The organism is Bacillus cereus group sp. BceL291, assembly GCF_051776705.1.
Lineage (GTDB): Bacteria > Bacillota > Bacilli > Bacillales > Bacillaceae_G > Bacillus_A > Bacillus_A cereus.
In genome coordinates, this window is record NZ_JBPWAP010000019.1 from 63,053 (window position 1) to 84,747 (window position 21,695).

The window sequence follows — 21,695 nt, forward strand, 5'->3', positions numbered from 1 at the left end:
GTTCTTTGAGACGTTTTCTTTAAACTCACATTTTCAAGATTAAATTACTGTATCAAAGCCATCTGATTTAGGTAGAGAAGCTGCTTTTTTCATAAGCACTTCCCATAAGTGTACGGATTTCTTCCATTCTGCTGCAACCTGCCCCTGTTTATACATAGCATTCTCATAACTGGCAGTAAGTTGTTGCATATCGGCCGAGTTGTAAAGTGTATCGATATGGAGAGCGTATTCTCGGAATGTTTGACTTTCACCCCGTGGCATGCCAATTCTCGCAAATTGTTTTAAAAGTGCACCGTAAGCTTTTTGATAAACAGCATCATCTTTTCGGTATTTATAGAAATGAATAATAAGAAATGTCCTCCATATCATTCTAGTGGTGAAGAGAATGTATCCCATAATACTAATTAGTATCGTAGAGAGGAATACGTACCACCAAGAAAAACTAGTTTGAGAATTTGTGACCTTTTTAGTAGAAGCTTCTTCTGTATTTTCTATTAAACTTTTAAGTTTTGCTTCATTATTTCGTTGTTGTATTTGCGTGTTATTAGAATTATTTGCTTCGCTATTTTGTGAAATAGGAGCAGGCGTATTATTTATAAAATTATAGGGATTAGTAAATCCTTTTGTTGGTTCGAATGGAATCCATCCGTATCCTGGGAAATATACTTCGACCCAAGAGTGTGCGTTATCGTTCGTGATTGTATAAACATTCTCACCTTCTGCAGAGGCAAGTGTATTGTCAAGAGTTCCTTCTGTATAGCCTTTTACCCAGCGAGCAGGAATCCCAACAGAACGAAGTAGTACAATCATAGACGTCGAAAAATTATTACAGTAGCCGCTTTTTGTATCGAAAAGGAATTGATCTACATAATCTTGGCTTTTGGCAGGGAATAAGACATTCGTTGATTCGTATGTAAAAGAGTTGTCTGTAAAGTAATTTTCAATAGCTAATACTTTATCATATCGGTTGTCTTTATCATTTGTAAGATTGACAGCCAAGTCTTTTACGCGCTGTGGTAATGACTTGGGAAGTTGTGTGTACCTTGTCATAAAATAAGGATTTGTTTCTTGACCTTCATTTGTTTTTACAGCTTTCAAGTTTTCTATGGAAAACTCAGGGATCTCATATGTTACTTTATACGAATGTAAAGTAGTAGAAGAGTCTCCATTCATTGTATAAATTTTTTCTGAAAACGGGTCAACACTGTATGATACATCAGAAGCAGCCTCAACTGATACTAATCCTGCTGGATAGGTAAGATGAGGGTAACTTTTTTGCATGGTAATTGTTGCCTCAGTCGTTTTCATTTTTGTATTTTGTTCGTACCAGCTTACGACGTCGTTTTTATTTTTAAAAGAAATCTTTTTCGGATTTTCAGAAATTTCCCAGCCTTTTCCTGTATAAAAATCTTTTGTTTCTACTCTCCAATATTGTTTGTTTTGCGTTCGTGCTGTGAAAACAATTGTAGGATCCGCCTTAAAAGGACCGCCTAATCGCGAGTCATCTAAACCATACCCAATTGTAGAAACTTTTTGCTCTTTACTTGCTTCAGATGTGTTGAATTTTAAAAAATCCATTGGGTTTGGCCATTGAGGGCCAAATTTTGGAGCAAAGTATGCAATGGTTGCTAATAATACGATAAATATTGTAAGTGGTCTAAGTAATTTTGAGATTTCTCTAGCATAATTTTGTAAGTGTTCACGTTCTTTTATTCGTTCTACTTGAAGAAGACTAAGCATAAAAAAGCCGATGACAACAGTACGAATAATAGCGTAGTTTGCATTGTATAAATGTAAGTTATGAAAAGTTGCGATATAAATAATAGTCAATACAAGGAATAGAAACCCACGTTTTTTATGAATAATCCAAAATGAAGTGAAAGAACTCAAAAACCAAAATGAGAGAAAAAATAAAACCGTCGGAAAAACTGGAGAAATATCTAGTAAATTCCCTTGGAAAAACAGGGAGGAATTTCGAAACATATTAGAAAAGAATGTTGTTAGCCAAGATGGATTTATAAAAGCATTTTTATAATATAGGGAATGAATGATAAATAAGACTGTGACAATTTTTATAGGAATCTGCCACCTCGTTTGAAAAAAAGAGAGAGCGAAGCAAATTCCTATAAATGTTACGAAAATATCTAATCTACCTACATTTGTAATGCCTATAAGAGGTCTTAGCCATTCTAGTAAAAGAAGAAATACACATGCATGCATGAAGAATCTGTTCGTATCCCACTTGTATTTTGCTTGTAATATCATCATTTGCTCACCTCAAAAAACACGTTTGTATACCGGTTTTCATAAACCGTGTTTACAAATATTTGTCGTTTTTTTAGAGTTTCTAGTATACTGAGTTCTCGGTGTGAAAGTTGATTCGCTTTTTCTTTCACGACAAAAACCATACATTTTCTATTTCTTATAGCAGCACAATCAGCCGCCTTTTGAATATCGGGAGAAAGATTACTGGTCACGAGTATAACCGTGACGGGCTCATAAATTTTTCTTAGTTCCATGTCTACACTCTGGGAGAGCGGAAATACACTGTCTGCTTGTACTTTTGCTAAATGACAAAGGATTTGTTGTAACTGCGTATCTCCATTGTCTAAAGGGAAAATAGTTTGTTCTTTTCCGATAGACACGAATGATGCTGGTGAATTTTGTTTCAAGACAGCCCTTACAATAGAGGCAGTAAATGTGACGACTGATTCGAATAGAGGAGACTCGTTTCTGTCTATGAATATCATGATATTATGGCTGCGCTGTTGTTCAAACTCTTTTGTCATAATATTGTTTGTTCGTGCAGTTGCTTTCCAATCAATCCATGAAAAGCGATCACCAGGTTTATAGTCTCTGACACCGACAGAGATTGTAGAGTCTTTTGCTGAATTTATATTTGCTGAAAGCGCTCCTTGTTCGAAATGATTTTCCAATTGTCGATACGCTATATCTACATACTGGGGATAGACTAAAAATGTATCTGGAACTGAAAAAGTTGCTTCTTTCTCTATCATGCCGAATAAATCGCCGGTTTTGACACGTACGCTTGAAAAAGTGTGCTCGCCTCTAGGGATTGTGTCAATAACATATTGAAACGAAATATTTCGTTCCAATCCTGGGAAGAGTACTACCTTATTCATCTTTATTTGTTTACAACTTATAAATTGTGGTGGCAGTTCATCTTCTATAACTAAATAAAGTAAGGGAAAAGGAAATTTTCTTTTTATTGTAATCGTGCTTACAAATTGTTCTCCTACTACATATCCATTCTGGTTTGTTATTCGCTTTACTTCAGCGTCCCGTAAAGCGTAGAAGGGGAGTAGTAGCGAATAAAGAGCAATGGGAATTATGCTGTAAAATAAAAACCAACTGACAAACCCTCCTTGAAACATAGCGTACACAAATGTTAAGACTAGGCATAAAGGGAGTAGCAATAACTTCATAACGTGATATAGTGCTCGCAGCATTCGTTTCATCAAGGGTTCATCGCCCTTTGAGTAGGCACGGTAGTTCGTGCAACGATTTTTGCGATAACTTGTTCGCCAGTTATTCCTTCAAATTTTGCTTCCATTTTTATAATGAGTCTATGTGCTAAAACGTAAGGGGCTAAAAGTTTAACATCGTCTGGAATAACATAATTCCTGCCATGGATAAATGCATAAGCTTGTGAAGCTTTCATTAAAGCAATTGAGCCACGTGGACTTGCACCTAGCTGTATAGAACTGTACGTACGAGTCTGATTAACAAGCTTTACAATGTAATGCTTAATTGCTTTGTCCATACTTACTACCCGTACGCTTTGTTGTAAATAAAGTAATTCTTCTATTGTAGTAATGGTCTGTAATTGAGAGAGTGGATTTGTTTTTTCCATCCGGTTTAAAATTTCAAATTCTTCCTCTGGTGTAGGATATCCCATTTTTAGTTTCAATAAGAAACGATCGAGTTGAGCTTCTGGTAGAGAATATGTTCCTTCATATTCGACCGGATTTTGTGTAGCCATGACAAAGAACGGCTTTGGTAAAGGCCTTGTAATGCCATCTATTGTAATATTGCCTTCTTCCATACATTCAAGTAAAGCAGATTGTGTCTTTGGAGATGTACGATTAATTTCATCAGCAAGTACAAAATTACCCATAATTGGTCCAGGCTTGAACTCAAATTGGAGCTCTTTCGGATTATAAATAGAAACTCCTGTTACATCTGACGGCAATAAATCAGGTGTAAATTGAATTCGCTTATAATCAGCATCAATGGATTTAGAAAGAGCACGTACTAGCATTGTTTTCCCGACACCAGGAACATCTTCTAATAGCACATGACCTTCAGCTAAGAGAGCTGTCAAAACTAAGATGGTTTCTTTTCGTTTGCCGACCATTATTTTTTCAATATTATTGATTATTTTTTCTACAGTGGGATGTAATGAATCAAGCTGGGGCATCGTAATCCTCCTAATGTTATTATCGTTTTCTAATCTATTTAGTGGACATATTTCTAATTCTATTTGTAGATAGTAAAACTTCCACCTTTAATTCTGAGAATATTCAGATTATTTATTTTGATTATATCTAGTATAATTGTTTCCGTAACTAAGGGCAATACAGTAAATAATGATTTGTAGTTTTATGTAAAATCAGACTCGATATAAAATAATAACATTGGGAAAAATTTTTTTACATACAATTTATACTCTTTTCCTTATAGCAGTTTTGAAATAATATCAAAACTCTTTTTCTTTTGCAAAATAGTCGATACCTCAAAATACCATTCTCCTAATAATCACGATTAACCATAACCTTCACAACGGAACAAAAGGTTTTCTCACAAACTTATTCTCTAATAAATTTTTGACAATCTCTTGAACTGTGCGAAATGTCACATCTGTATTTTACAACCTCTCTTATAGTAAGGGTATGTAAGAGAGACGTATTAAAGGAGTGAACAGTATGAAGAAAAAAACTTCAGCACTAATGAGACGTTTAAAATATTTTTCACCAATAGATCGTTATAACGATAATCATACACAAGAAACATATGAAGATCGCGAATGGGAAAATGTGTACAGAAAGCGTTGGCAGCATGATAAAGTAATTCGTTCTACACACGGCGTGAACTGTACTGGTTCATGTAGCTGGAATATATATGTGAAAGATGGAATTGTAACTTGGGAAGGGCAGGAGCTTAACTATCCGACTACAGGTCCTGATATGCCAGATTTTGAACCGCGAGGATGCCCACGTGGAGCAAGTTTTTCTTGGTACATTTATAGTCCACTTCGTGTGAAATACCCGTATGTACGTGGTGTTCTTTGGAATATGTGGCAAGAAGAATTGCAAAATAACGAGTCACCATTAGAGGCTTGGAAAAGCATTGTGGAAAACCGTGAAAAGGCACGTACGTATAAGCAGGCGCGTGGTAAAGGGGGATTCATTCGTGCGAATTGGGATGAAGTATTACAACTCGTTTCAGCTTCATTACTGTACACAGTAATGAAATACGGTCCAGACCGAAATGTTGGCTTTTCACCAATTCCAGCTATGTCGATGCTAAGTCATGCTGCTGGTAGTCGCTTTATGCAACTTATGGGTGGACCGATGCTTAGCTTCTATGATTGGTATGCGGATTTACCACCAGCTTCTCCTCAAATTTGGGGTGATCAAACAGATGTACCAGAAAGTAGTGACTGGTATAACTCTGGTTACATTATGACATGGGGTTCAAATGTACCAATGACGAGAACACCAGATGCACACTTTTTAGCAGAGGTTCGATATAAAGGAACGAAAGTTGTTTCTGTCAGTCCTGATTTCGCTGAATCAACAAAGTTTGCGGATGATTGGATTAGTGTGAAACAAGGTACAGACGGTGCACTTGCGATGGCAATGGGGCACGTAATCTTACAAGAATTTTACGTAGATAATCAAGTGGAATATTTCACAAAGTATGCGAAGCAATATACTGATTTTCCTTTCTTTGTCACATTGAAACAAAAAGGAGATCAATTCGTTGCTGATCGGTTCTTAAATGCTTCTGATATTGGACGAGAAACGAAGTTAGGGGAATGGAAACCTGTTCTTTGGAACGAGAATACGAATGATTTTGCAACACCTCACGGCACAATGGGGTCACGTTGGGATAATGAAAAGAAATGGAACTTGCGTTTAGAAGATGAAGAAACAGGTGAAAAGATTGATCCACGTCTTTCTTTACTTGGAATGGAAGAAGCGATTGGAACTGTACAAATTCCGTACTTCTCTGATGATGGAAACAAAGTATTAGAACGTACGATTCCAGTGAAAAAGGTTATGACAGAAGAGGGCGAAATGTTCGTTACAACTGTATACGACTTAACTTTAGCAAATTACGGTGTGAACCGAGGGCTTGGCGGACAAGAACCGAAAGACTTCAATGATGATATACCGTTTACACCTGCATGGCAAGAGAAAATGACAGGAGTAAAACGTGAGCTTATTATTCAAATTGCTCGTGAGTTCGCACAAAATGCTGTTGATACGAATGGTCGCTCAATGATAATTGTCGGAGCGGGTATTAACCATTGGTTTAACTCTGATACGATTTATCGCGCCGTTTTAAATCTTGTTCTTCTCGTTGGAGCACAAGGTGTAAACGGCGGTGGTTGGGCTCATTATGTTGGTCAAGAAAAATTAAGACCAGCAGAAGGATGGCAAACAATCGCGATGGCAAAAGATTGGCAAGGTCCACCGAAATTACAAAACGGTACATCCTTCTTCTATTTCGTAACAGATCAATGGCGTTATGAAGATACACCTGTTGGACATTTAGCGTCACCAGTTGAAGGTAACTCTCGTTATCAACATCACGGTGATTACAACGTATTAGCTGCACGACTTGGCTGGTTACCTTCTTATCCAACATTCGAGAAAAATGGAATTGAATTATATAAAGAGGCTGTTGCTGCTGGTGCAACAACGCAAGAAGAAATCGGAAAATATGTTGCACAAAAATTAAAAGAAAAAGAACTGAAATTTGCGATTGAAGATCCAGATAACACAAACAACTTCCCGCGAAACTTATTCGTATGGCGTGCGAATTTAATTTCGAGTTCTGGTAAAGGACATGAATATTTCTTAAAACATTTATTAGGTACAACAAACGGGTTAATGAATGACGACAGTGATTCATTACGACCAGAAGAAATAAAGTGGCATGAAGAAGCGCCAGAAGGAAAGCTTGATTTACTCATTAATTTAGATTTCCGTATGGCTGGAACAGCACTGTATTCTGATATCGTCTTACCTGCTTCAACTTGGTACGAAAAACACGATTTAAGCAGTACAGATATGCATCCATTTGTACATCCATTTAATCCGGCAATCGGTTCACCGTGGGAAGCGCGCTCTGACTGGGATATTTTCACTTCACTTTCTAAAGCTGTGTCAGATTTAGCGAAGAAAATTGATCTTGAACCAATGAAAGAAGTTGTTGCAACACCACTTCTTCATGATACACCGCAAGAATTAGCGCAACCACTTGGCAAGATTAAAGATTGGAGTAAAGGTGAATGTGAACCAATCCCGGGTAAGACGATGCCACAAATTCACGTTGTTGAAAGGGATTATAAAACGATTTATGACAAAATGACTGCGCTTGGACCAAATGCCGGAAAACAACCGATTGGTACGAAAGGGATCTCTTGGTCAGCAGAAAAAGAGTATGAGCAATTAAAGAGCAAATTAGGAGTCGTTCGAACGGATTCTATCGCGAAAGGTTGTCCAGACATCAAAGAAGCAATCAATGCTGCTGAAGCGGTATTAACACTATCTTCTACAACAAACGGTCATATGGCAGTAAAAGCATGGGAAGCACTTGAAAAACAAACAGATTTAAAACTACGTGATTTAGCAGAAGAACGTGAAGAAGAATGCTTTACATTCGAACAAATTACAGCACAACCGAAAACAGTAATTACTTCTCCGGCCTTTACAGGTTCAGAAAAAGGTGGACGACGTTACTCACCGTTTACAACAAATGTGGAACGTCTCATTCCTTGGAGAACGATAACTGGTCGACAATCTTTCTACTTAGACCATGACATGATGAAAGAATTTGGTGAAACGATGGCAACATTTAAACCAATTCTGCAACATAAACCGTTCCGTAAATCACGACCTGAAGTAGAAGGGAAAGAAATTACATTAAACTATTTAACACCGCATAATAAGTGGTCGATTCATAGTATGTACTTCGATTCATTACCGATGTTAACGCTATTTAGAGGTGGTCCAACTGTTTGGATGAATAAAGAGGACGCTGCTGAAGCGGGTGTTGCAGATAATGATTGGATTGAGTGCTTTAATCGTAACGGTGTTGTTGTAGCGCGTGCTGTTGTAACGCACCGTATACCGAGAGGAATGGCATTTATGCATCATGCGCAAGATCGTCACATTAACGTACCTGGTACGAAATTAACAAGTAATCGCGGGGGAACGCATAATAGTCCAACTCGAATTCACGTAAAACCGACACATATGATTGGTGGATATGGTCAATTAAGTTATGGATTTAACTATTATGGTCCAACTGGGAACCAGCGCGACTTAAACGTTGTAATTCGCAAACTGAAGGAGGTAGATTGGCTTGAAGATTAAAGCACAAGTCGGAATGGTAATGAACCTAGATAAATGCATCGGCTGTCATACTTGTAGCGTAACATGCAAAAACACCTGGACAAATCGTCCAGGTGCTGAATATATGTATTTCAATAACGTAGAAACGAAACCAGGTATTGGTTATCCGAAACAATGGGAAGATCAGGAGAAATATAAAGGCGGCTGGGAATTGAAAAATGGTGAAATTCAGCTAAAATCCGGTTCGAAAATGAAACGTCTTATGAATATTTTCTACAATCCAGATCAACCAACGATTGATGATTACTTTGAACCTTGGAACTATGATTATGAAACGTTAACAAATAGTCCGCAGCGTAAGCATCAGCCAGTTGCTCGTCCGAAATCAGCAATTACAGGCGAATTTATCGACAAAATTGAATGGGGTCCAAACTGGGAAGATGACTTAGCAGGCGGACATATAACTGGATTGCAAGATCCAAACGTAAAGAAAATGGAAGAAGAAATTAAAACAGATTTTGAAAACGTCTTTATGATGTATTTACCACGCATATGTGAACATTGTATGAATCCATCTTGCGTATCATCTTGTCCATCTGGTGCGATGTATAAGCGTGAAGAAGATGGAATTGTTCTTGTAGATCAAAATGCATGTCGCGCATGGAGATTCTGCGTATCATCTTGTCCATATAAAAAAGTGTATTTTAACTGGCAAACGAATAAAGCTGAAAAATGTACAATGTGCTTCCCACGTATTGAAGCTGGTATGCCAACAATTTGTTCAGAAACATGTGTAGGACGTATCAGATATATTGGAGTAATGCTATATGACGCTGACAAAGTAAAAGAAGCAGCTTCTGTTGAAGACGAAAAAGATTTATATGAATCTCAGCTTACTGTTTTCCTAGATCCAAATGATCCAGAAATAGCAGCTGAAGCGAAAAAACAAGGCATTCCTGAAGAATGGATTAAAGCAGCACAACAGTCACCTATCTATAAAATGATTATCGATTGGAAAATTGCTCTGCCTCTTCACCCGGAGTATCGTACAATGCCGATGGTTTGGTATATCCCTCCGCTTAGCCCAATTATGAACATGGTGGAAGGGAAAGGTAGTAACTGGCAAGCAGAAGAGGTTTTCCCTGCAATTGATAATATGCGTATTCCAATTCAATATTTAGCGAATTTACTCACTGCAGGGGATGAATCACACATTCGTCTTACATTGAAAAAAATGGCTGTTATGCGAACACATATGAGAGCACTGCAAATTAATAAAGAGCCAAATGAAGCTGTATTAAAAGAACTTGGTTTAACGAAACAGGATGTAGAAGATATGTATCGTCTTCTTGCCATCGCGAAATATAAAGATCGCTTCGTTATCCCGACATCTCACCGTGAACAAGTGGCAGATTTATATAGCGAACAAGGAAGCTGTGGTTTATCATTCACAGGTGGTCCAGGCTCTTGTATGACAATTTCTTAAATAAAGGGGGCAGAAAATTATGAGACAAAGTTTACAAACAGCTTTTTCTTGTTCTTCTTTTCTTCTCTCCTATCCTGAACTAGGGTGGAGAGAAGCTTTAACTGAATTGCAAGAAGAGGTTGAAACAATAGAACAGGAAGACGTTAAAGCGTCACTTACAGCCTTTATAAAGCAAGTGATAGATAAAACGAATGATCAACTCATTGATAGTTACGTATATACATTCGATTTTGGTAAGAAAACAAATATGTATCTTACTTATATGAACACTGGTGAACAAAGAGAAAGAGGTATTGAATTACTAGAGTTAAAACAACATTATAAAAAATCAGGTTTTAGCGTAACAGATAAAGAACTACCTGACTATTTACCACTTTTACTTGAGTTTTTTGCAAATGCAAATGAGCAAGACAGTGAACCAATTATGAGTAAATACACGGAAAATATACAAGCATTACACGTTCAATTAAAAGAAGCGGGTAGTATGTATGAACCAATTCTTGCGTCTGTGCTACTCGCTATCGAAACATGGGGTGTACAGACAAATTAGAAAGGAGCGTTGTCAAAATGATGGATCAATTTCTTTGGGTATTGTTTCCCTATATCATTTTTGCAATCTTTATCGGTGGACATATTTTTAGATACAACTATGATCAATTTGGATGGACATCAAAATCTAGTGAACTATTAGAAAAGAAAATGCTCCGACTCGGAAGTCTATTATTTCACTTTGGGATCATGTTCGTAATTGGCGGTCATGTTATGGGGATTTTAATTCCAGAAGCTGTATACCGTTCAGTAGGTATTTCTGAGCATGTGTACCATGTAGTAGCAATTAGTTTCGGGCTTCCGGCAGGTGTTGCTTCTATTATCGGTTTAATTATATTAACGTACCGCCGCGTAACTGTAAAACGTATCATTGCAACGAGTACAAAGGGAGATTATATTGCGCTTATTTTATTACTTATCGTAATGCTAGCAGGACTTTCTTCAACATTTTTAAATATCGATTCAAAAGGATTTGATTATCGTACAACGATTGGCCCTTGGTTCCGAAGTCTCTTTATTTTCCAACCGAAAGTTGAATATATGATGGAAGTACCAATATGGTTTAAAATTCACATTCTCGCAGGGATGGGGCTTTTCGCAGTGTGGCCATTTACAAGACTTGTACATGTATTTAGTGCCCCAATTAAATATGTAAGCCGTAGTTATGTGATTTACAGAAGACGTATTCCTAATGAGTTGAAAAAATAATACTGCTGTAAACGGATAGGAGCTAATGGTTAAAACGAAACGAGGTCTAATATGGAAGGCCTCGTTTTTGTTTACATAGGCAATAAACGTTAATAAGTAGTTTAAATTGAAAAAAGATTAGCATCTAAATAAGATGCTAATCAATGCTACAAACAGAAGCAGAGCAATCTTCACAAGCAATTTCACATTTTAAAAATTGTAAATCGTGGATTGTAATCTTTCCTTTATGAATTGAAATTGTACCTTGCTTTTTTAATTCATTTAACATTCGATTTACACTTTCACGTGAAGTTGCACAGAAATTAGCGAGTTCTTGATTCGTTAATGGTAAATCGATGAGAATACCATTTTCTTTTAATACACCGTAACTATTTGTCATTCGTATAAGAGTAGAGTACAGGGCACCTTTTTTGCCGTGTAATACTAAATCTCGGAACTTCGTTTGCATTCTTCTTAAATGTTCACTAATCCATTTCATAAATTCAAATACAAGAGCGGGTTTTTGGAGTAATGCTTTTTCTAACGCTTCACGTTTTATTACACCTACTTCAACATCTTCAAGACATTTTGAGTTTAATAAATATTTTGCATTATCCGTGAACAATGTTAATTCTCCAATAATGTCATATTCCGAACAAATTCGAAGTGTTAATTCTTGTCCGTCAGCACTAAGTTTACTAATTTGTACTTTCCCTGAGTGAATGATATAGAGTTCTGTTGCCTCCATACCTTCTTGAAAAATAAAACTACCTTTTTTTATCTGCATTTTATATTCAACAGATGCAAGTAATTCTTTTAAATCTTGAGATAATGTCATACTGTTTGCCACAGTGATCACCTTTCTTCTTATAAGCAATACATTTCCTATTTTGAGTGTAAGTATGATGAAAATGCAAGAGCTATTTAAAAATAAATTGAAATTTCAATGACCGTAAGGAGGAGTGGCTAAAGATGTGAACAAAATGCGAACGGATTTGTGAAAATTTTTTGAATGGGGAAAGTGATGTGAGAAAAGTCACATTGAATATGTAGCTTCTTTTTTATAATGAAGGCAAATAAAAAAATGAAAGCTTACTAAGGATTGCAGCAGAAAAGAAGGGATAGAGATGCACGAGAATATGAAAGATTCTTTAAAGCGGTCACTTCAAGATTTACGCATTTCAGTTATTGATCGTTGTAATTTTAGGTGCACATATTGTATGCCTGCTGAAGTGTTCGGACCTGATTATGCTTTTTTACAGGAAGAGTGTTTATTAACATTTAATGAAATAGAAAGGTTAGCGAGATTATTTATAAGTATGGGAGTTAATAAAATTAGGCTTACTGGCGGTGAACCTTTATTGCGTAAAGACTTACCGAAGTTAATTGCAAGACTTACAAATCTAGAAGGCTTAAAAGATATTGGACTCACAACAAACGGAATTCATTTAGCAAAACAAGCTAAGGCGCTAAAAGACGCGGGATTAAAACGTGTAAATATTAGTTTAGATGCGATAGAGGACCATGTCTTCAAAAAAATTAACGGAAGAAATGTAAGTACAAAACCTGTACTGAAAGGAATAGAAGCAGCAAATGCTGCTGGATTAGAAGTAAAGGTAAATATGGTCGTAAAAAAAGGGATGAATGATAGTCAAATTCTTCATATGGCTCGTTATTTTAAAGAAAAAGAAATTCAGCTCCGTTTCATTGAGTTTATGGATGTAGGCAGTACAAACGGATGGAATTTTGAAGAAGTCATTACGAAGGAACAATTAATAGAGAAAATTAATCGTGTATATCCAATTGAGCCCGCTCAGCCTCGTTATTTTGGAGAGGTTGCGAAATTGTATCGATATGTAGGGAGTAATGCAGAAGTTGGATTTATTACTTCTGTTTCTGAGTCATTTTGTTTTTCTTGTACGAGAGCTCGTATTTCGGCAGACGGCAAGTTTTTCACATGCCTATTTGGAGCGAAAGGAACGGATTTGCGAACGCTTCTTCGAGAAAATATTTCTGATGCATCACTATTAAAAATTTTAAATGATACATGGCGATATAGAACAGATCGATATTCAGATGAAAGAACGGTTGAGAATACAAGTAAACGTTCAAAAGTTGAAATGTCTTACATTGGTGGATAGTGAAAGGAGGATTTCTTATGCAAGAGCGTTATTCAAGACAAGTGTTGTTTTCTGGAATTGGTGAAATGGGACAAAGAAAAATAAGAGAAAAGCATGTGCTCCTAATCGGTGCGGGTGCGCTAGGAGCTGCGAATGCAGAAGCACTTGCTAGGATGGGAATTGGGAAATTGACAATTGCTGATCGTGACTACGTCGAATGGAGTAATTTACAGCGGCAGCAGTTATATACAGAAGAAGATGCGCAGCAGTGTAAACCAAAAGCAATTGCAGCAGCAGAACATGTAAGAAAGATTAATTCTGAAGTGGAAATTGTACCAGTTGTAACAGATGTCACAATGCGAGAAATAGAAGAGTTAACAAAAGATGTGGATCTCATATTAGATGCGACTGACAATTTCGATACGCGTCTACTTATAAATGACATTTCACAAAAAGAAAATATACCTTGGATATATGGCGGATGTATTGGGAGTTACGGTGTAACGTATACAATTCTTCCTGGGAAAACACCATGTTTTCGCTGTCTAATGGATCATCCTATGGGCGGTGCAACATGCGATACAGCCGGAATCATTCAGCCAGCTGTACAAATGGTCGTTGCTCACCAAGTTACAGAGGCGATGAAAATATTGGTGGGTGATTATGAATCATTAAGAGGGACGATGTTGTCATTTGATATTTGGAACAATCAATATCTCTCATTAAAAGTAAATAGACAGAAGAAAAGTACATGTCCTTCTTGTGGGAAATCACGAACGTATCCAAGCTTAATATTTGAAGCGCAAATGAAAACGGAAGTGTTATGCGGACGGAATACAGTTCAAATCCGTTCAGGAATAAAGAGAAATCTTAATTTAACCGAAATTCAAAAACGATTACAAAAAAGTGTACATGTCAAAAAAACGCCTTACTTACTATCATTTCTAGTTGATGAATATCGTTTTGTTTTATTTATAGACGGTAGGGCATTTATTCATGGGACAAATGATGTGAAAATAGCAAAACGATTATACGCCAAATATATAGGATGAACAGAAAAATCGTTTTTTCCTTATTAAAACGAGGTGAAAAAGAATGTTAGATAAACGTATACCAATTCCAGTAGCAGAAGCAGTTGCTCGTGTAATGAAATATGCCTACCAAGGTGAAATGGAAAAGGTTTCTCTTATAGAAAGCTACGGTAGAACACTTGGAGAAGATGTTATTGCAGATCATGATGTTCCGCATTTTGATCGCTCTCCGTACGACGGGTTTGCGATGCGAGCGGAAGATACAAAAGAAGCGAGTAGTAGTAACCCCATTCAATTTGAAGTAATTGGCGAAATTGGAGCAGGCTTTGTTTTTACAGAAGAAGTGAAAGAATTTCAAGCTGTCCGTATTATGACAGGTGCCGCAATTCCGGAAGGGTGTAATGCGGTTGTTATGTTAGAGCTAACGGAAGGATTTGAAGAAAACGAAAAGATTTATATGGTATTAAAACGCTCTTTCTCTTCTGGCGATAACATTTCTTTTAAAGGAGAAGATGTAAACCAAAATAGCATCCTTGTGAAAAAAGGGACTGTTATTAATCCTGGAGTAGCAGCGCTTCTTGCTACGTTTGGTTATAGTTCCGTACATGTTATAAAACAGCCGGTTATTGGAATTGTAACAACAGGAAGCGAACTGCTTGAAGTACATGAACAATTAAAGCTAGGGAAGATTCGAAATAGTAACTCTTATATGATTGCTGCTCAAATTGAACGAGCCGGCGGAGTTGTACAGTATTATGGGCAATTCGCTGACGATTTAGAGACGTGTTATAACACTGTAAAAAAAGCGATGAAAGAAGTCGATATTTTAATTACAACTGGTGGCGTTTCGGTAGGAGATTATGACTATTTACCTGCTATTCATAAGAGGTTACAAGCTAATATACTTTTTAACAAAATAGCGATGCGACCAGGAAGTGTGACAACTGCAGCTGAGGTAGAAGGAAAACTACTATTTGGTTTATCTGGTAATCCTTCTGCTTGTTATGTCGGATGTGAGTTATATGTTCGACCAGTCATTGGAACATATTTGCATAGGAAAGATCCACACATTTATCGTGCAGAAGCAATTTTACAAAAAGACTTTTCGAAAGCAAATCCGTTTACTCGTTTTGTAAGAGGGAGAGTGGAATTTGTAGATGGTCAATTACAAGTTACACCAGTTGGTTTAGATAAATCTAGCGCAATTTCTTCACTTGCAGAAGCGAATGCATTTATCGTTTTGCCGGGGGGAACGAGAGGATTTGAAGCCGGAATAATCGTTTCGGTACTGTTATTAGAATCAAACGTCGGAAGTGAGTGGCCGTGGGATGAACCGCTTCGATCATATAAATAATAGAAAATAGATTGCTAACTTATACAAAGATAAGAGGTGCAAAATGACACATACGTATTATGAAGTAATTGATACACCTATTTCAATTGAGGAAGTTACAAACAAAGTAATTCGTCGTGAGTGTGGCGCAGTTACTACTTTCGTTGGTATTGTTAGAGAATTTACGAAAGGGCGTCGTACGCTACATTTAGAGTATGTAGCATATAAAACAATGGCAGAAAAACAACTTGAGAGAATTGGTACTGAAGTAGGAGAGAGGTGGCCTGGGACATTTGTCGCCATTACACATCGCATTGGTACATTACAAATTTCTGATCTTGCTGTTGTCGTCGCTGTTTCTACACCACATCGGAAAGCAGCCTATGAGGCGAACGAATATATTATGGAGCGTATAAAACAAATCGTTCCAATTTGGAAGAAAGAATTTTGGGAAGATGGTGAATCATGGGTTGGTGATCAGTTAGAGAATGTAGCATATGAGAATGGTGAGCCTGAAGAGGAGATGAGAATATGATTGAAGTACTATTATTTGCACATTTACAAGAAGAAGTAAGTAAGCCAGCATTACAAATCGATTGTGAAAATATTACAGTTGCTGAACTAAAGAAGGTACTCATTAAGAAATACAACGTAGCGATTTCAAATGAAATCATGGTGGCTATAAATGAAGAGTATGCAAATGAGAATGACATCATTCAAACTGGTGATACTGTGGCGATGATTCCGCCAGTAAGTGGTGGTTGATTCTTTTCGACCTAATCATGTTACGACGTGATTAGGCTGGAGAGAATGAATATAACTATGCATACATAGGAGGGAACAGGATGAAAAGTCCTAATTTTCAATTAAGTTTACAAACTTCTAATCTAATTATAGGTTTTATGGTATGGGTCATTTTATCATCATTAATGCCTTATATTAAAGTGGATATCCCATTAACTGCGGGGCAAATTTCTATGGTCACAGCAGTACCCGTTATTTTAGGTTCTGTTCTTCGCATTCCAATTGGTTATTGGACAAATCGTTTCGGAGCAAGAAAATTATTCTTTATTAGTTTTATTCTATTATTACTTCCTGTCTTTTATATTAGTGTTGCCAATTCTATGATGGATTTAATTATTGGTGGATTATTTGTAGGAATCGGTGGTGCTGTATTCTCTGTAGGAGTAACTTCTTTACCAAAATACTTTCCGAAAGAGAGTCATGGTTTTGTAAATGGTATTTACGGTGTCGGTAACGCCGGAACAGCAATTACTTCATTTTTAGCGCCTGTTATCGCAACTTCAGTTGGCTGGAGAACGACAGTACAATGTTATTTAGTTTTACTTGCAGCATTTGCACTTATGAACTTTTTATTAGGTGATCGTAGGGAGAAAAAGGTGAATACACCATTAATGGAACAAATAAAAGGTGTATATAAAAATGAGAAACTTTGGTTTTTATGTATCTTTTACTTTTTAACATTCGGATCATTTGTCGCATTTACAGTATACTTACCAAACTTTTTAGTATCTCACTTCGGATTAGAGAAAGTAGATGCTGGTATGCGAACTGCAGGATTCATCGTACTCGCAACAATTATGCGTCCGATTGGTGGTTGGCTCGGCGATAAGTTTAATCCATTTAAAATATTAATCTTCGTATTTATCGGTTTAACACTTTCAGGTATTATTTTATCATTCATGCCTAGTATGAACGTGTATACATTTGGTTGCTTACTAGTCGCATTTTGTGCAGGCATTGGTAATGGTACAATCTTTAAACTCGTTCCAATGTACTTCTCAGAACAAGCAGGTATTGTAAATGGACTCGTTTCAGCTTTAGGTGGACTAGGAGGATTCTTCCCGCCCCTAATTTTAACATTACTATTCCAACTAACAGGCCATTATGCAATTGGATTTATGGCATTATCAGAAGTCGCACTTGCTTGTTTAATCATTACAGTGTGGATGTATAGTCAAGAAAAGCTGTTAGTGATGTTAAAGAATCATTAATAAGGAAAAAGAACCATCCCAAAGTATTTTGGGATGGTTCTTTTAGTAATAGGCTTCAACATGTTTTTATTGATCTCTCAATAAACGCTTATTTTCTATAAGAATGTGCTTTTAAAATGAAGATGTCAAAAGTTATTCAATTAAAGGGCAGATTAGTTAAGGAAATCTTTAAAGTATTTACATATAGACTTGCGAAAAAAGACACAATCTCGCTTATAATTAAAGTTATATGAGCTTAGGGTGATAGCGATGGGGTGGGAGTGTCAAGTAAGAATTTTATGCATAATTGCCACTAAGGGAGATGATTAAAAGTTGAGTAAACAGAATATCAGCACAATAGTTTCAGGAGATTTGATTGTTACCCATCTAATTGGCCAGATTAATACAGAGGATGTGTATGAATGGTTTAATGATTTTGAGCAGGTTTGTCAGCAATTTATTTCTGAGGGTCGGAAATACAAATTGTTGGTGGATAGAAAAGGGTATACCCCAAATCATTTTTCTGTTCAAAAAGTATGGAAAGATAAGTTCTTCAATGAAACCATTTTGAATCATAGTAAGGCAATTGCATTTCTTCTTGAAGAAGGAGAGATACTGAAGTATTTGCAACAATCCAATACAAAAGAATCCGTGGAGTTTTTTGATGATTATGAACAAGCGCTAATTTGGTTGAATGAATATCCAATATAAAAACTGAATAGAAAGAGTTGCTCGTAATGTTACACTTGTCATGAAATTTATTTGTTTACAAGTTGCAAACACCATTTATTTTCTTCATAGATTGCTTGTGAAATAAAAGAACGGAACTACAACAAAAAGAACAAACGTCCCCTAAAAAACGTTTGTCCAAAGGTAATTACTATTTTAACTAAGAAATAGATTACAATTTATGTGTACGAGAAATCTTTTTTATAAGTTTAGGCAATATAGATGTTAGTTCTTGCTTCAAACGCTTCGTAAATGATGGATCTTTACCAGAAGTTGAAATAGTGACAACATATTCATTATTTCTTATAACGCCAGGTGTGTGAAAAGATGATTCTGTACCATCACTTACAACGTTAACCCACTGGAAATCATGAGCGGCCTGTTTGACCATCATATTTACAGCGTGTTGATTTGTAGCTGCATAAATAAGGTGAGCATCTTTAATATCATCATTACTAAAAGCTTTTTGCTTCCAAGTAATATAAGAAAGTTCCTTCATTTCCTCGCAAATTTCTGGGCTGACAACAGTGACGAAAGCGCCTGTATCTTTTAATCCAGACGCTTTTCGATATGCAATTTTACCTCCACCAATGATAACAACCACTTTATTTTGTAGATTAAACATAAGAGGGTACATGTTATACATATATGCATTCCTCCATTCGTTCTAACAATGTTAGTTTCATATATGTATCAAACTGAAGACAGTTACAAGTCGTAACATGATTGTATTTTTTTGTATGCAATTCAATTTTTTGAAGTAATAATCCGGTAAAGAGAAGGTATGGCATGACATATACATGGGACGCAGTCGATGTTATATCCTTGAGCTCAACAGCAAAAGAGGGAGTTCCTTTCGTTAAAAAGGAACAGGATACTGGCATACCAAGTTTTCGTTCGATGGCTGCTCCGATTTGTTGTAACTCATGTATCGGTTGTGTATCACTACTGCCTCGTCCTACGAGTAAAATACTACTATTTTGCATTGGCATAGCTTCACGTATTCTTTTCACTACAAGTTCCACCATATGTGGATGTGTACTAAAAGGAGGTACAACTGAAAATGTTATTTGTGGATATTTCTTTTGTAGTTGTTCTATTTCAAAAGGAACATCACGTTTGTAGTGAGCTGCTGCAAATAATAAAACAGGTACAATCATTATTTCAGTTACTCCCTCTATTATCGTTTCTGTAACTGCATCCGAAATAGTAGGTGTCGTTAGTTCTAGAAAAGCTATTTTTTGAATTCTTTCGTTTCGCTCTTTCATAACAGATTGAATAAATTGAATGAATTGTTCATTACCTTCTTGTAGCCGGCTCCCATGTCCAACATATACAATTCCTTTCATTGTCTCACCATGTCTTTCTTCATAAGAGTTTCTTGTAATTGATGATCTACGTTATGAAACCCAACTTTATTTGCATAGTATAAAGTTGGAACGTCGGTATACGAGAATGGGAGAGTAAGAATATTGATAAAGCCAAGGCGTTTTATTTCTGCTAGAAACGTATCAATAGAAGCACGACCTTCAAATACAATGCTATCCCATGAGAATTCAGAAAGCATACGTGAATGAATTTCATCGAAGCGATGATCAATTGTGTACTCATGAGTCATCATATAGGAACCAGCACCAATTTTTTCTTGAATAACAGCAATTCGGTTAATGTTTCGTCCTAAATAAACTGTTGTATTGGAAGAGAACTCTGCTTGTTTACTTAGTAGCCCATATTGCATAAGTTTTTCTTGAGTGGCAACGTTCATATGTTGTAGTTGCGCTTGTAAAGAACGAATATCTTTTTGGTGTTTACTACATGATTGCATCAATATTTCTACACTTTCAGCTGAACAAAAAACAAGACGATTAACGTTAAAAATTTCATTGATTTGTTCAAGTGTTAATGTGTATTCTACCTTTTTGAAAGTAGGAATTTGATATATTTCTGCACCGGCTTCTTGTAACTTTTGCTTCATTGAACTTGTTTTATTCGTTGCAGATGCAAATAAAACTTTTTTCTCGTGTAATGGTTTACGTTCTTTCCAAGCGATCTGATCCCGTAAGGAAACGACATCACCAATAATTGTCATAGAAGGATTAGAAATATTTTCGTTTTTGACAATAGAAACAATGGTAGACAGTGTCCCTGTGACAACGCGCTGTTTACCAGTTGTACCCCATTCAATGACTGCTACTGGCGTATCTTCTTTTTTTTCTGCTTGTAGTAAGTTTTCACAAATTGTAGGTAAGTTTTCTATACCCATGTAGTAGGCAATTGTGTCGCTATTGTGAGATGAATTATATTTTCCATGGTCGGTTAAAGGACCTTTTGCATGTCCGGTTAATAAAGTGACGCTATTACTGTAGTCACGGTGGGTGAGGGGAATACCTGCATAGATACTAGCGGCGATGCTAGATGTAATACCTGGTACAATTTCATATGGAATATTTGCTGATGCTAAAGTTTCTGCTTCTTCACCAACACGGCCAAAAATAGATGGATCTCCGCCTTTTAAGCGGACTACGATTTTTCCTTCTTTCGCAAATTGAAGGAGGTGTGCGTTAATCATTTCTTGACGCATAGTATGATTCTTTGGCATTTTTCCGCAATAAATAAGTTCACATGTTTCTTTTGTATAATTAAGAAAGGAAGGGTTTAATAAGCGGTCATATAAGACGATATCTGCACGATTTAAGCACTCCATCGCTTTTTTTGTAATAAGCCCTTCATCACCTGGTCCTGCACCAACTAAATATACATATCCGTTCATATTCGCACCTCGTCTATTTTTATTTAAAAGGAAGCCAGGGGAGGCTTCCTTTTGTAAATTACATGTATATATAAATATCCCCGTCAATAACTTCTACTTCATACGTTTGAATACAACCATCATCAGGTTTTTGAACTTCACCTGTTAGTAGTGAAATTTTCCAATTATGTAGTGGACAAAAGACGAATTCTCCAGATACAATACCTTCCGCTAATGGCCCGTTTTTATGAGGACAACGATTTTCTACAGCTCGAATATCGCCATTTGAAAGGCGGAATAGGGCGATAGACATACCTTTCATTTGTACCTCTTTACCGATTTGAATAGGAAGGTCTTCTGCACGCATAACTTTTATTTTTTCTTTCGTTTGTATCATATAGATCACAG

19 protein-coding genes are annotated in these 21,695 nt (G+C 36.5%); 11 read left to right on the plus strand and 8 right to left on the minus strand.

What is annotated here, in order from left to right; all coding sequences use genetic code 11:
* Positions 1-39 precede the first annotated feature (39 nt).
* Genes ACS2CR_RS14600 through ACS2CR_RS14610 form a run of 3 tightly spaced genes read right to left on the minus strand, consistent with a single transcriptional unit; the run spans position 40 to position 4,441 of the window.
* Positions 40-2,268: a transglutaminase TgpA family protein gene (locus ACS2CR_RS14600; protein ID WP_153602614.1), complete on the minus strand. Its 2,229-nt coding sequence runs from the start codon at positions 2,266-2,268 to the stop codon at positions 40-42.
* On the minus strand, positions 2,265-3,479 hold the full coding sequence (locus tag ACS2CR_RS14605; protein ID WP_000827540.1) for a DUF58 domain-containing protein: 1,215 nt from the start codon (positions 3,477-3,479) through the stop codon (positions 2,265-2,267). The genes ACS2CR_RS14600 and ACS2CR_RS14605 overlap by 4 nt, the downstream gene beginning before the upstream one ends.
* The gene (locus ACS2CR_RS14610; protein ID WP_001135816.1) at positions 3,479-4,441 is read right to left on the minus strand and encodes an AAA family ATPase; all 963 of its coding nucleotides are present in this window, start codon (positions 4,439-4,441) and stop codon (positions 3,479-3,481) included. The genes ACS2CR_RS14605 and ACS2CR_RS14610 overlap by 1 nt, the downstream gene beginning before the upstream one ends.
* A gap of 505 nt (positions 4,442-4,946) precedes the next feature.
* Here ACS2CR_RS14610 and ACS2CR_RS14615 point away from each other — a divergent pair.
* The 4 genes from ACS2CR_RS14615 to narI are packed head-to-tail and all read left to right on the plus strand — an operon-like array spanning position 4,947 to position 11,352.
* Entirely contained in the window at positions 4,947-8,630 is a 3,684-nt protein-coding gene (locus ACS2CR_RS14615) for a nitrate reductase subunit alpha (protein WP_000730783.1), read from the plus strand.
* A complete protein-coding gene (gene narH, locus ACS2CR_RS14620; RefSeq protein WP_000692704.1) occupies positions 8,620-10,095 on the plus strand; it encodes a nitrate reductase subunit beta in 1,476 nt (491 codons plus the stop codon). Before ACS2CR_RS14615 ends, narH begins: the two co-directional genes overlap by 11 nt.
* 19 nt (positions 10,096-10,114) lie before the next feature.
* Positions 10,115-10,645, plus strand: coding sequence for a nitrate reductase molybdenum cofactor assembly chaperone (narJ, locus tag ACS2CR_RS14625; protein ID WP_053512307.1), 531 nt, complete (start codon positions 10,115-10,117; stop codon positions 10,643-10,645).
* A gap of 17 nt (positions 10,646-10,662) precedes the next feature.
* Positions 10,663-11,352 (plus strand): respiratory nitrate reductase subunit gamma, encoded by a 690-nt coding sequence (narI, locus tag ACS2CR_RS14630; RefSeq protein WP_000969223.1) that lies wholly within the window; start codon positions 10,663-10,665, stop codon positions 11,350-11,352.
* Positions 11,353-11,488: 136 nt separating this feature from the next.
* On the opposite strand, the gene ACS2CR_RS14635 is transcribed toward narI, so the two are convergent.
* Positions 11,489-12,181, minus strand: coding sequence for a Crp/Fnr family transcriptional regulator (locus tag ACS2CR_RS14635; RefSeq protein WP_000013866.1), 693 nt, complete (start codon positions 12,179-12,181; stop codon positions 11,489-11,491).
* Positions 12,182-12,458: 277 nt separating this feature from the next.
* Between ACS2CR_RS14635 and moaA the strand changes: the two genes are divergently transcribed.
* The 7 genes from moaA to ACS2CR_RS14670 all read left to right on the plus strand — a co-directional run bounded on the left by moaA (position 12,459) and on the right by ACS2CR_RS14670 (position 18,520).
* Positions 12,459-13,472: a GTP 3',8-cyclase MoaA gene (gene moaA / locus ACS2CR_RS14640; protein WP_053512306.1), complete on the plus strand. Its 1,014-nt coding sequence runs from the start codon at positions 12,459-12,461 to the stop codon at positions 13,470-13,472.
* Positions 13,473-13,489: 17 nt separating this feature from the next.
* Positions 13,490-14,503: a molybdopterin-synthase adenylyltransferase MoeB gene (locus tag ACS2CR_RS14645; protein WP_001158130.1), complete on the plus strand. Its 1,014-nt coding sequence runs from the start codon at positions 13,490-13,492 to the stop codon at positions 14,501-14,503.
* A gap of 43 nt (positions 14,504-14,546) precedes the next feature.
* Entirely contained in the window at positions 14,547-15,836 is a 1,290-nt protein-coding gene (locus ACS2CR_RS14650; RefSeq protein WP_053512305.1) for a molybdopterin molybdotransferase MoeA, read from the plus strand.
* Positions 15,837-15,879: 43 nt separating this feature from the next.
* Entirely contained in the window at positions 15,880-16,350 is a 471-nt protein-coding gene (locus tag ACS2CR_RS14655; RefSeq protein ID WP_053512304.1) for a molybdenum cofactor biosynthesis protein MoaE, read from the plus strand.
* Positions 16,347-16,580, plus strand: coding sequence for a molybdopterin converting factor subunit 1 (gene moaD / locus ACS2CR_RS14660; RefSeq protein ID WP_000573682.1), 234 nt, complete (start codon positions 16,347-16,349; stop codon positions 16,578-16,580). The genes ACS2CR_RS14655 and moaD overlap by 4 nt, the downstream gene beginning before the upstream one ends.
* Before the next feature lie 80 nt (positions 16,581-16,660).
* Positions 16,661-17,830 (plus strand): nitrate transporter NarK, encoded by a 1,170-nt coding sequence (gene narK / locus ACS2CR_RS14665; protein ID WP_000841858.1) that lies wholly within the window; start codon positions 16,661-16,663, stop codon positions 17,828-17,830.
* Between the two features lie 312 nt (positions 17,831-18,142).
* Positions 18,143-18,520 (plus strand): STAS/SEC14 domain-containing protein, encoded by a 378-nt coding sequence (locus ACS2CR_RS14670; RefSeq protein ID WP_000043362.1) that lies wholly within the window; start codon positions 18,143-18,145, stop codon positions 18,518-18,520.
* Positions 18,521-18,710: 190 nt separating this feature from the next.
* Here ACS2CR_RS14670 and ACS2CR_RS14675 read toward each other — a convergent pair whose 3' ends face one another.
* From ACS2CR_RS14675 to nirD, 4 genes are read right to left on the minus strand one after another with little or no spacing between them, the layout of a single operon-like run.
* Positions 18,711-19,184 carry a precorrin-2 dehydrogenase gene (locus tag ACS2CR_RS14675; RefSeq protein WP_000282595.1) on the minus strand — a complete coding sequence of 158 codons (474 nt, stop codon included), beginning with the start codon at positions 19,182-19,184 and terminating at the stop codon, positions 18,711-18,713.
* Positions 19,177-19,887, minus strand: a complete 711-nt coding sequence (locus ACS2CR_RS14680) for a sirohydrochlorin chelatase (RefSeq protein ID WP_000676479.1) — start codon at positions 19,885-19,887, stop codon at positions 19,177-19,179. Before ACS2CR_RS14680 ends, ACS2CR_RS14675 begins: the two co-directional genes overlap by 8 nt.
* Complete coding sequence (locus tag ACS2CR_RS14685) at positions 19,884-21,308, minus strand: uroporphyrin-III C-methyltransferase (protein WP_001014978.1); 1,425 nt, start codon at positions 21,306-21,308, stop codon at positions 19,884-19,886. Before ACS2CR_RS14685 ends, ACS2CR_RS14680 begins: the two co-directional genes overlap by 4 nt.
* 58 nt (positions 21,309-21,366) lie before the next feature.
* A complete protein-coding gene (nirD, locus tag ACS2CR_RS14690; protein WP_016109877.1) occupies positions 21,367-21,684 on the minus strand; it encodes a nitrite reductase small subunit NirD in 318 nt (105 codons plus the stop codon).
* Positions 21,685-21,695 lie beyond the last annotated feature (11 nt).

Excerpts from the sequence above, each read along its gene's own strand:
- ACS2CR_RS14655 (WP_053512304.1), top strand. The coding sequence starts at position 15,880 with ATGACACATACGTATTATGAAGTAATTGATACACCTATTTCAATTGAG.
- moaA (WP_053512306.1), top strand. The coding sequence starts at position 12,459 with ATGCACGAGAATATGAAAGATTCTTTAAAGCGGTCACTTCAAGATTTA.
- ACS2CR_RS14610 (WP_001135816.1), bottom strand. The coding sequence starts at position 4,441 with ATGCCCCAGCTTGATTCATTACATCCCACTGTAGAAAAAATAATCAAT.
- narK (WP_000841858.1), top strand. The coding sequence starts at position 16,661 with ATGAAAAGTCCTAATTTTCAATTAAGTTTACAAACTTCTAATCTAATT.
- ACS2CR_RS14645 (WP_001158130.1), top strand. The coding sequence starts at position 13,490 with ATGCAAGAGCGTTATTCAAGACAAGTGTTGTTTTCTGGAATTGGTGAA.
- ACS2CR_RS14675 (WP_000282595.1), bottom strand. The coding sequence starts at position 19,184 with ATGTATAACATGTACCCTCTTATGTTTAATCTACAAAATAAAGTGGTT.
- ACS2CR_RS14615 (WP_000730783.1), top strand. The coding sequence starts at position 4,947 with ATGAAGAAAAAAACTTCAGCACTAATGAGACGTTTAAAATATTTTTCA.
- ACS2CR_RS14680 (WP_000676479.1), bottom strand. The coding sequence starts at position 19,887 with ATGAAAGGAATTGTATATGTTGGACATGGGAGCCGGCTACAAGAAGGT.
- narI (WP_000969223.1), top strand. The coding sequence starts at position 10,663 with ATGATGGATCAATTTCTTTGGGTATTGTTTCCCTATATCATTTTTGCA.
- nirD (WP_016109877.1), bottom strand. The coding sequence starts at position 21,684 with ATGATACAAACGAAAGAAAAAATAAAAGTTATGCGTGCAGAAGACCTT.
- narJ (WP_053512307.1), top strand. The coding sequence starts at position 10,115 with ATGAGACAAAGTTTACAAACAGCTTTTTCTTGTTCTTCTTTTCTTCTC.
- ACS2CR_RS14600 (WP_153602614.1), bottom strand. The coding sequence starts at position 2,268 with ATGATGATATTACAAGCAAAATACAAGTGGGATACGAACAGATTCTTC.
- ACS2CR_RS14685 (WP_001014978.1), bottom strand. The coding sequence starts at position 21,308 with ATGAACGGATATGTATATTTAGTTGGTGCAGGACCAGGTGATGAAGGG.
- moaD (WP_000573682.1), top strand. The coding sequence starts at position 16,347 with ATGATTGAAGTACTATTATTTGCACATTTACAAGAAGAAGTAAGTAAG.
- ACS2CR_RS14605 (WP_000827540.1), bottom strand. The coding sequence starts at position 3,479 with ATGAAACGAATGCTGCGAGCACTATATCACGTTATGAAGTTATTGCTA.
- ACS2CR_RS14650 (WP_053512305.1), top strand. The coding sequence starts at position 14,547 with ATGTTAGATAAACGTATACCAATTCCAGTAGCAGAAGCAGTTGCTCGT.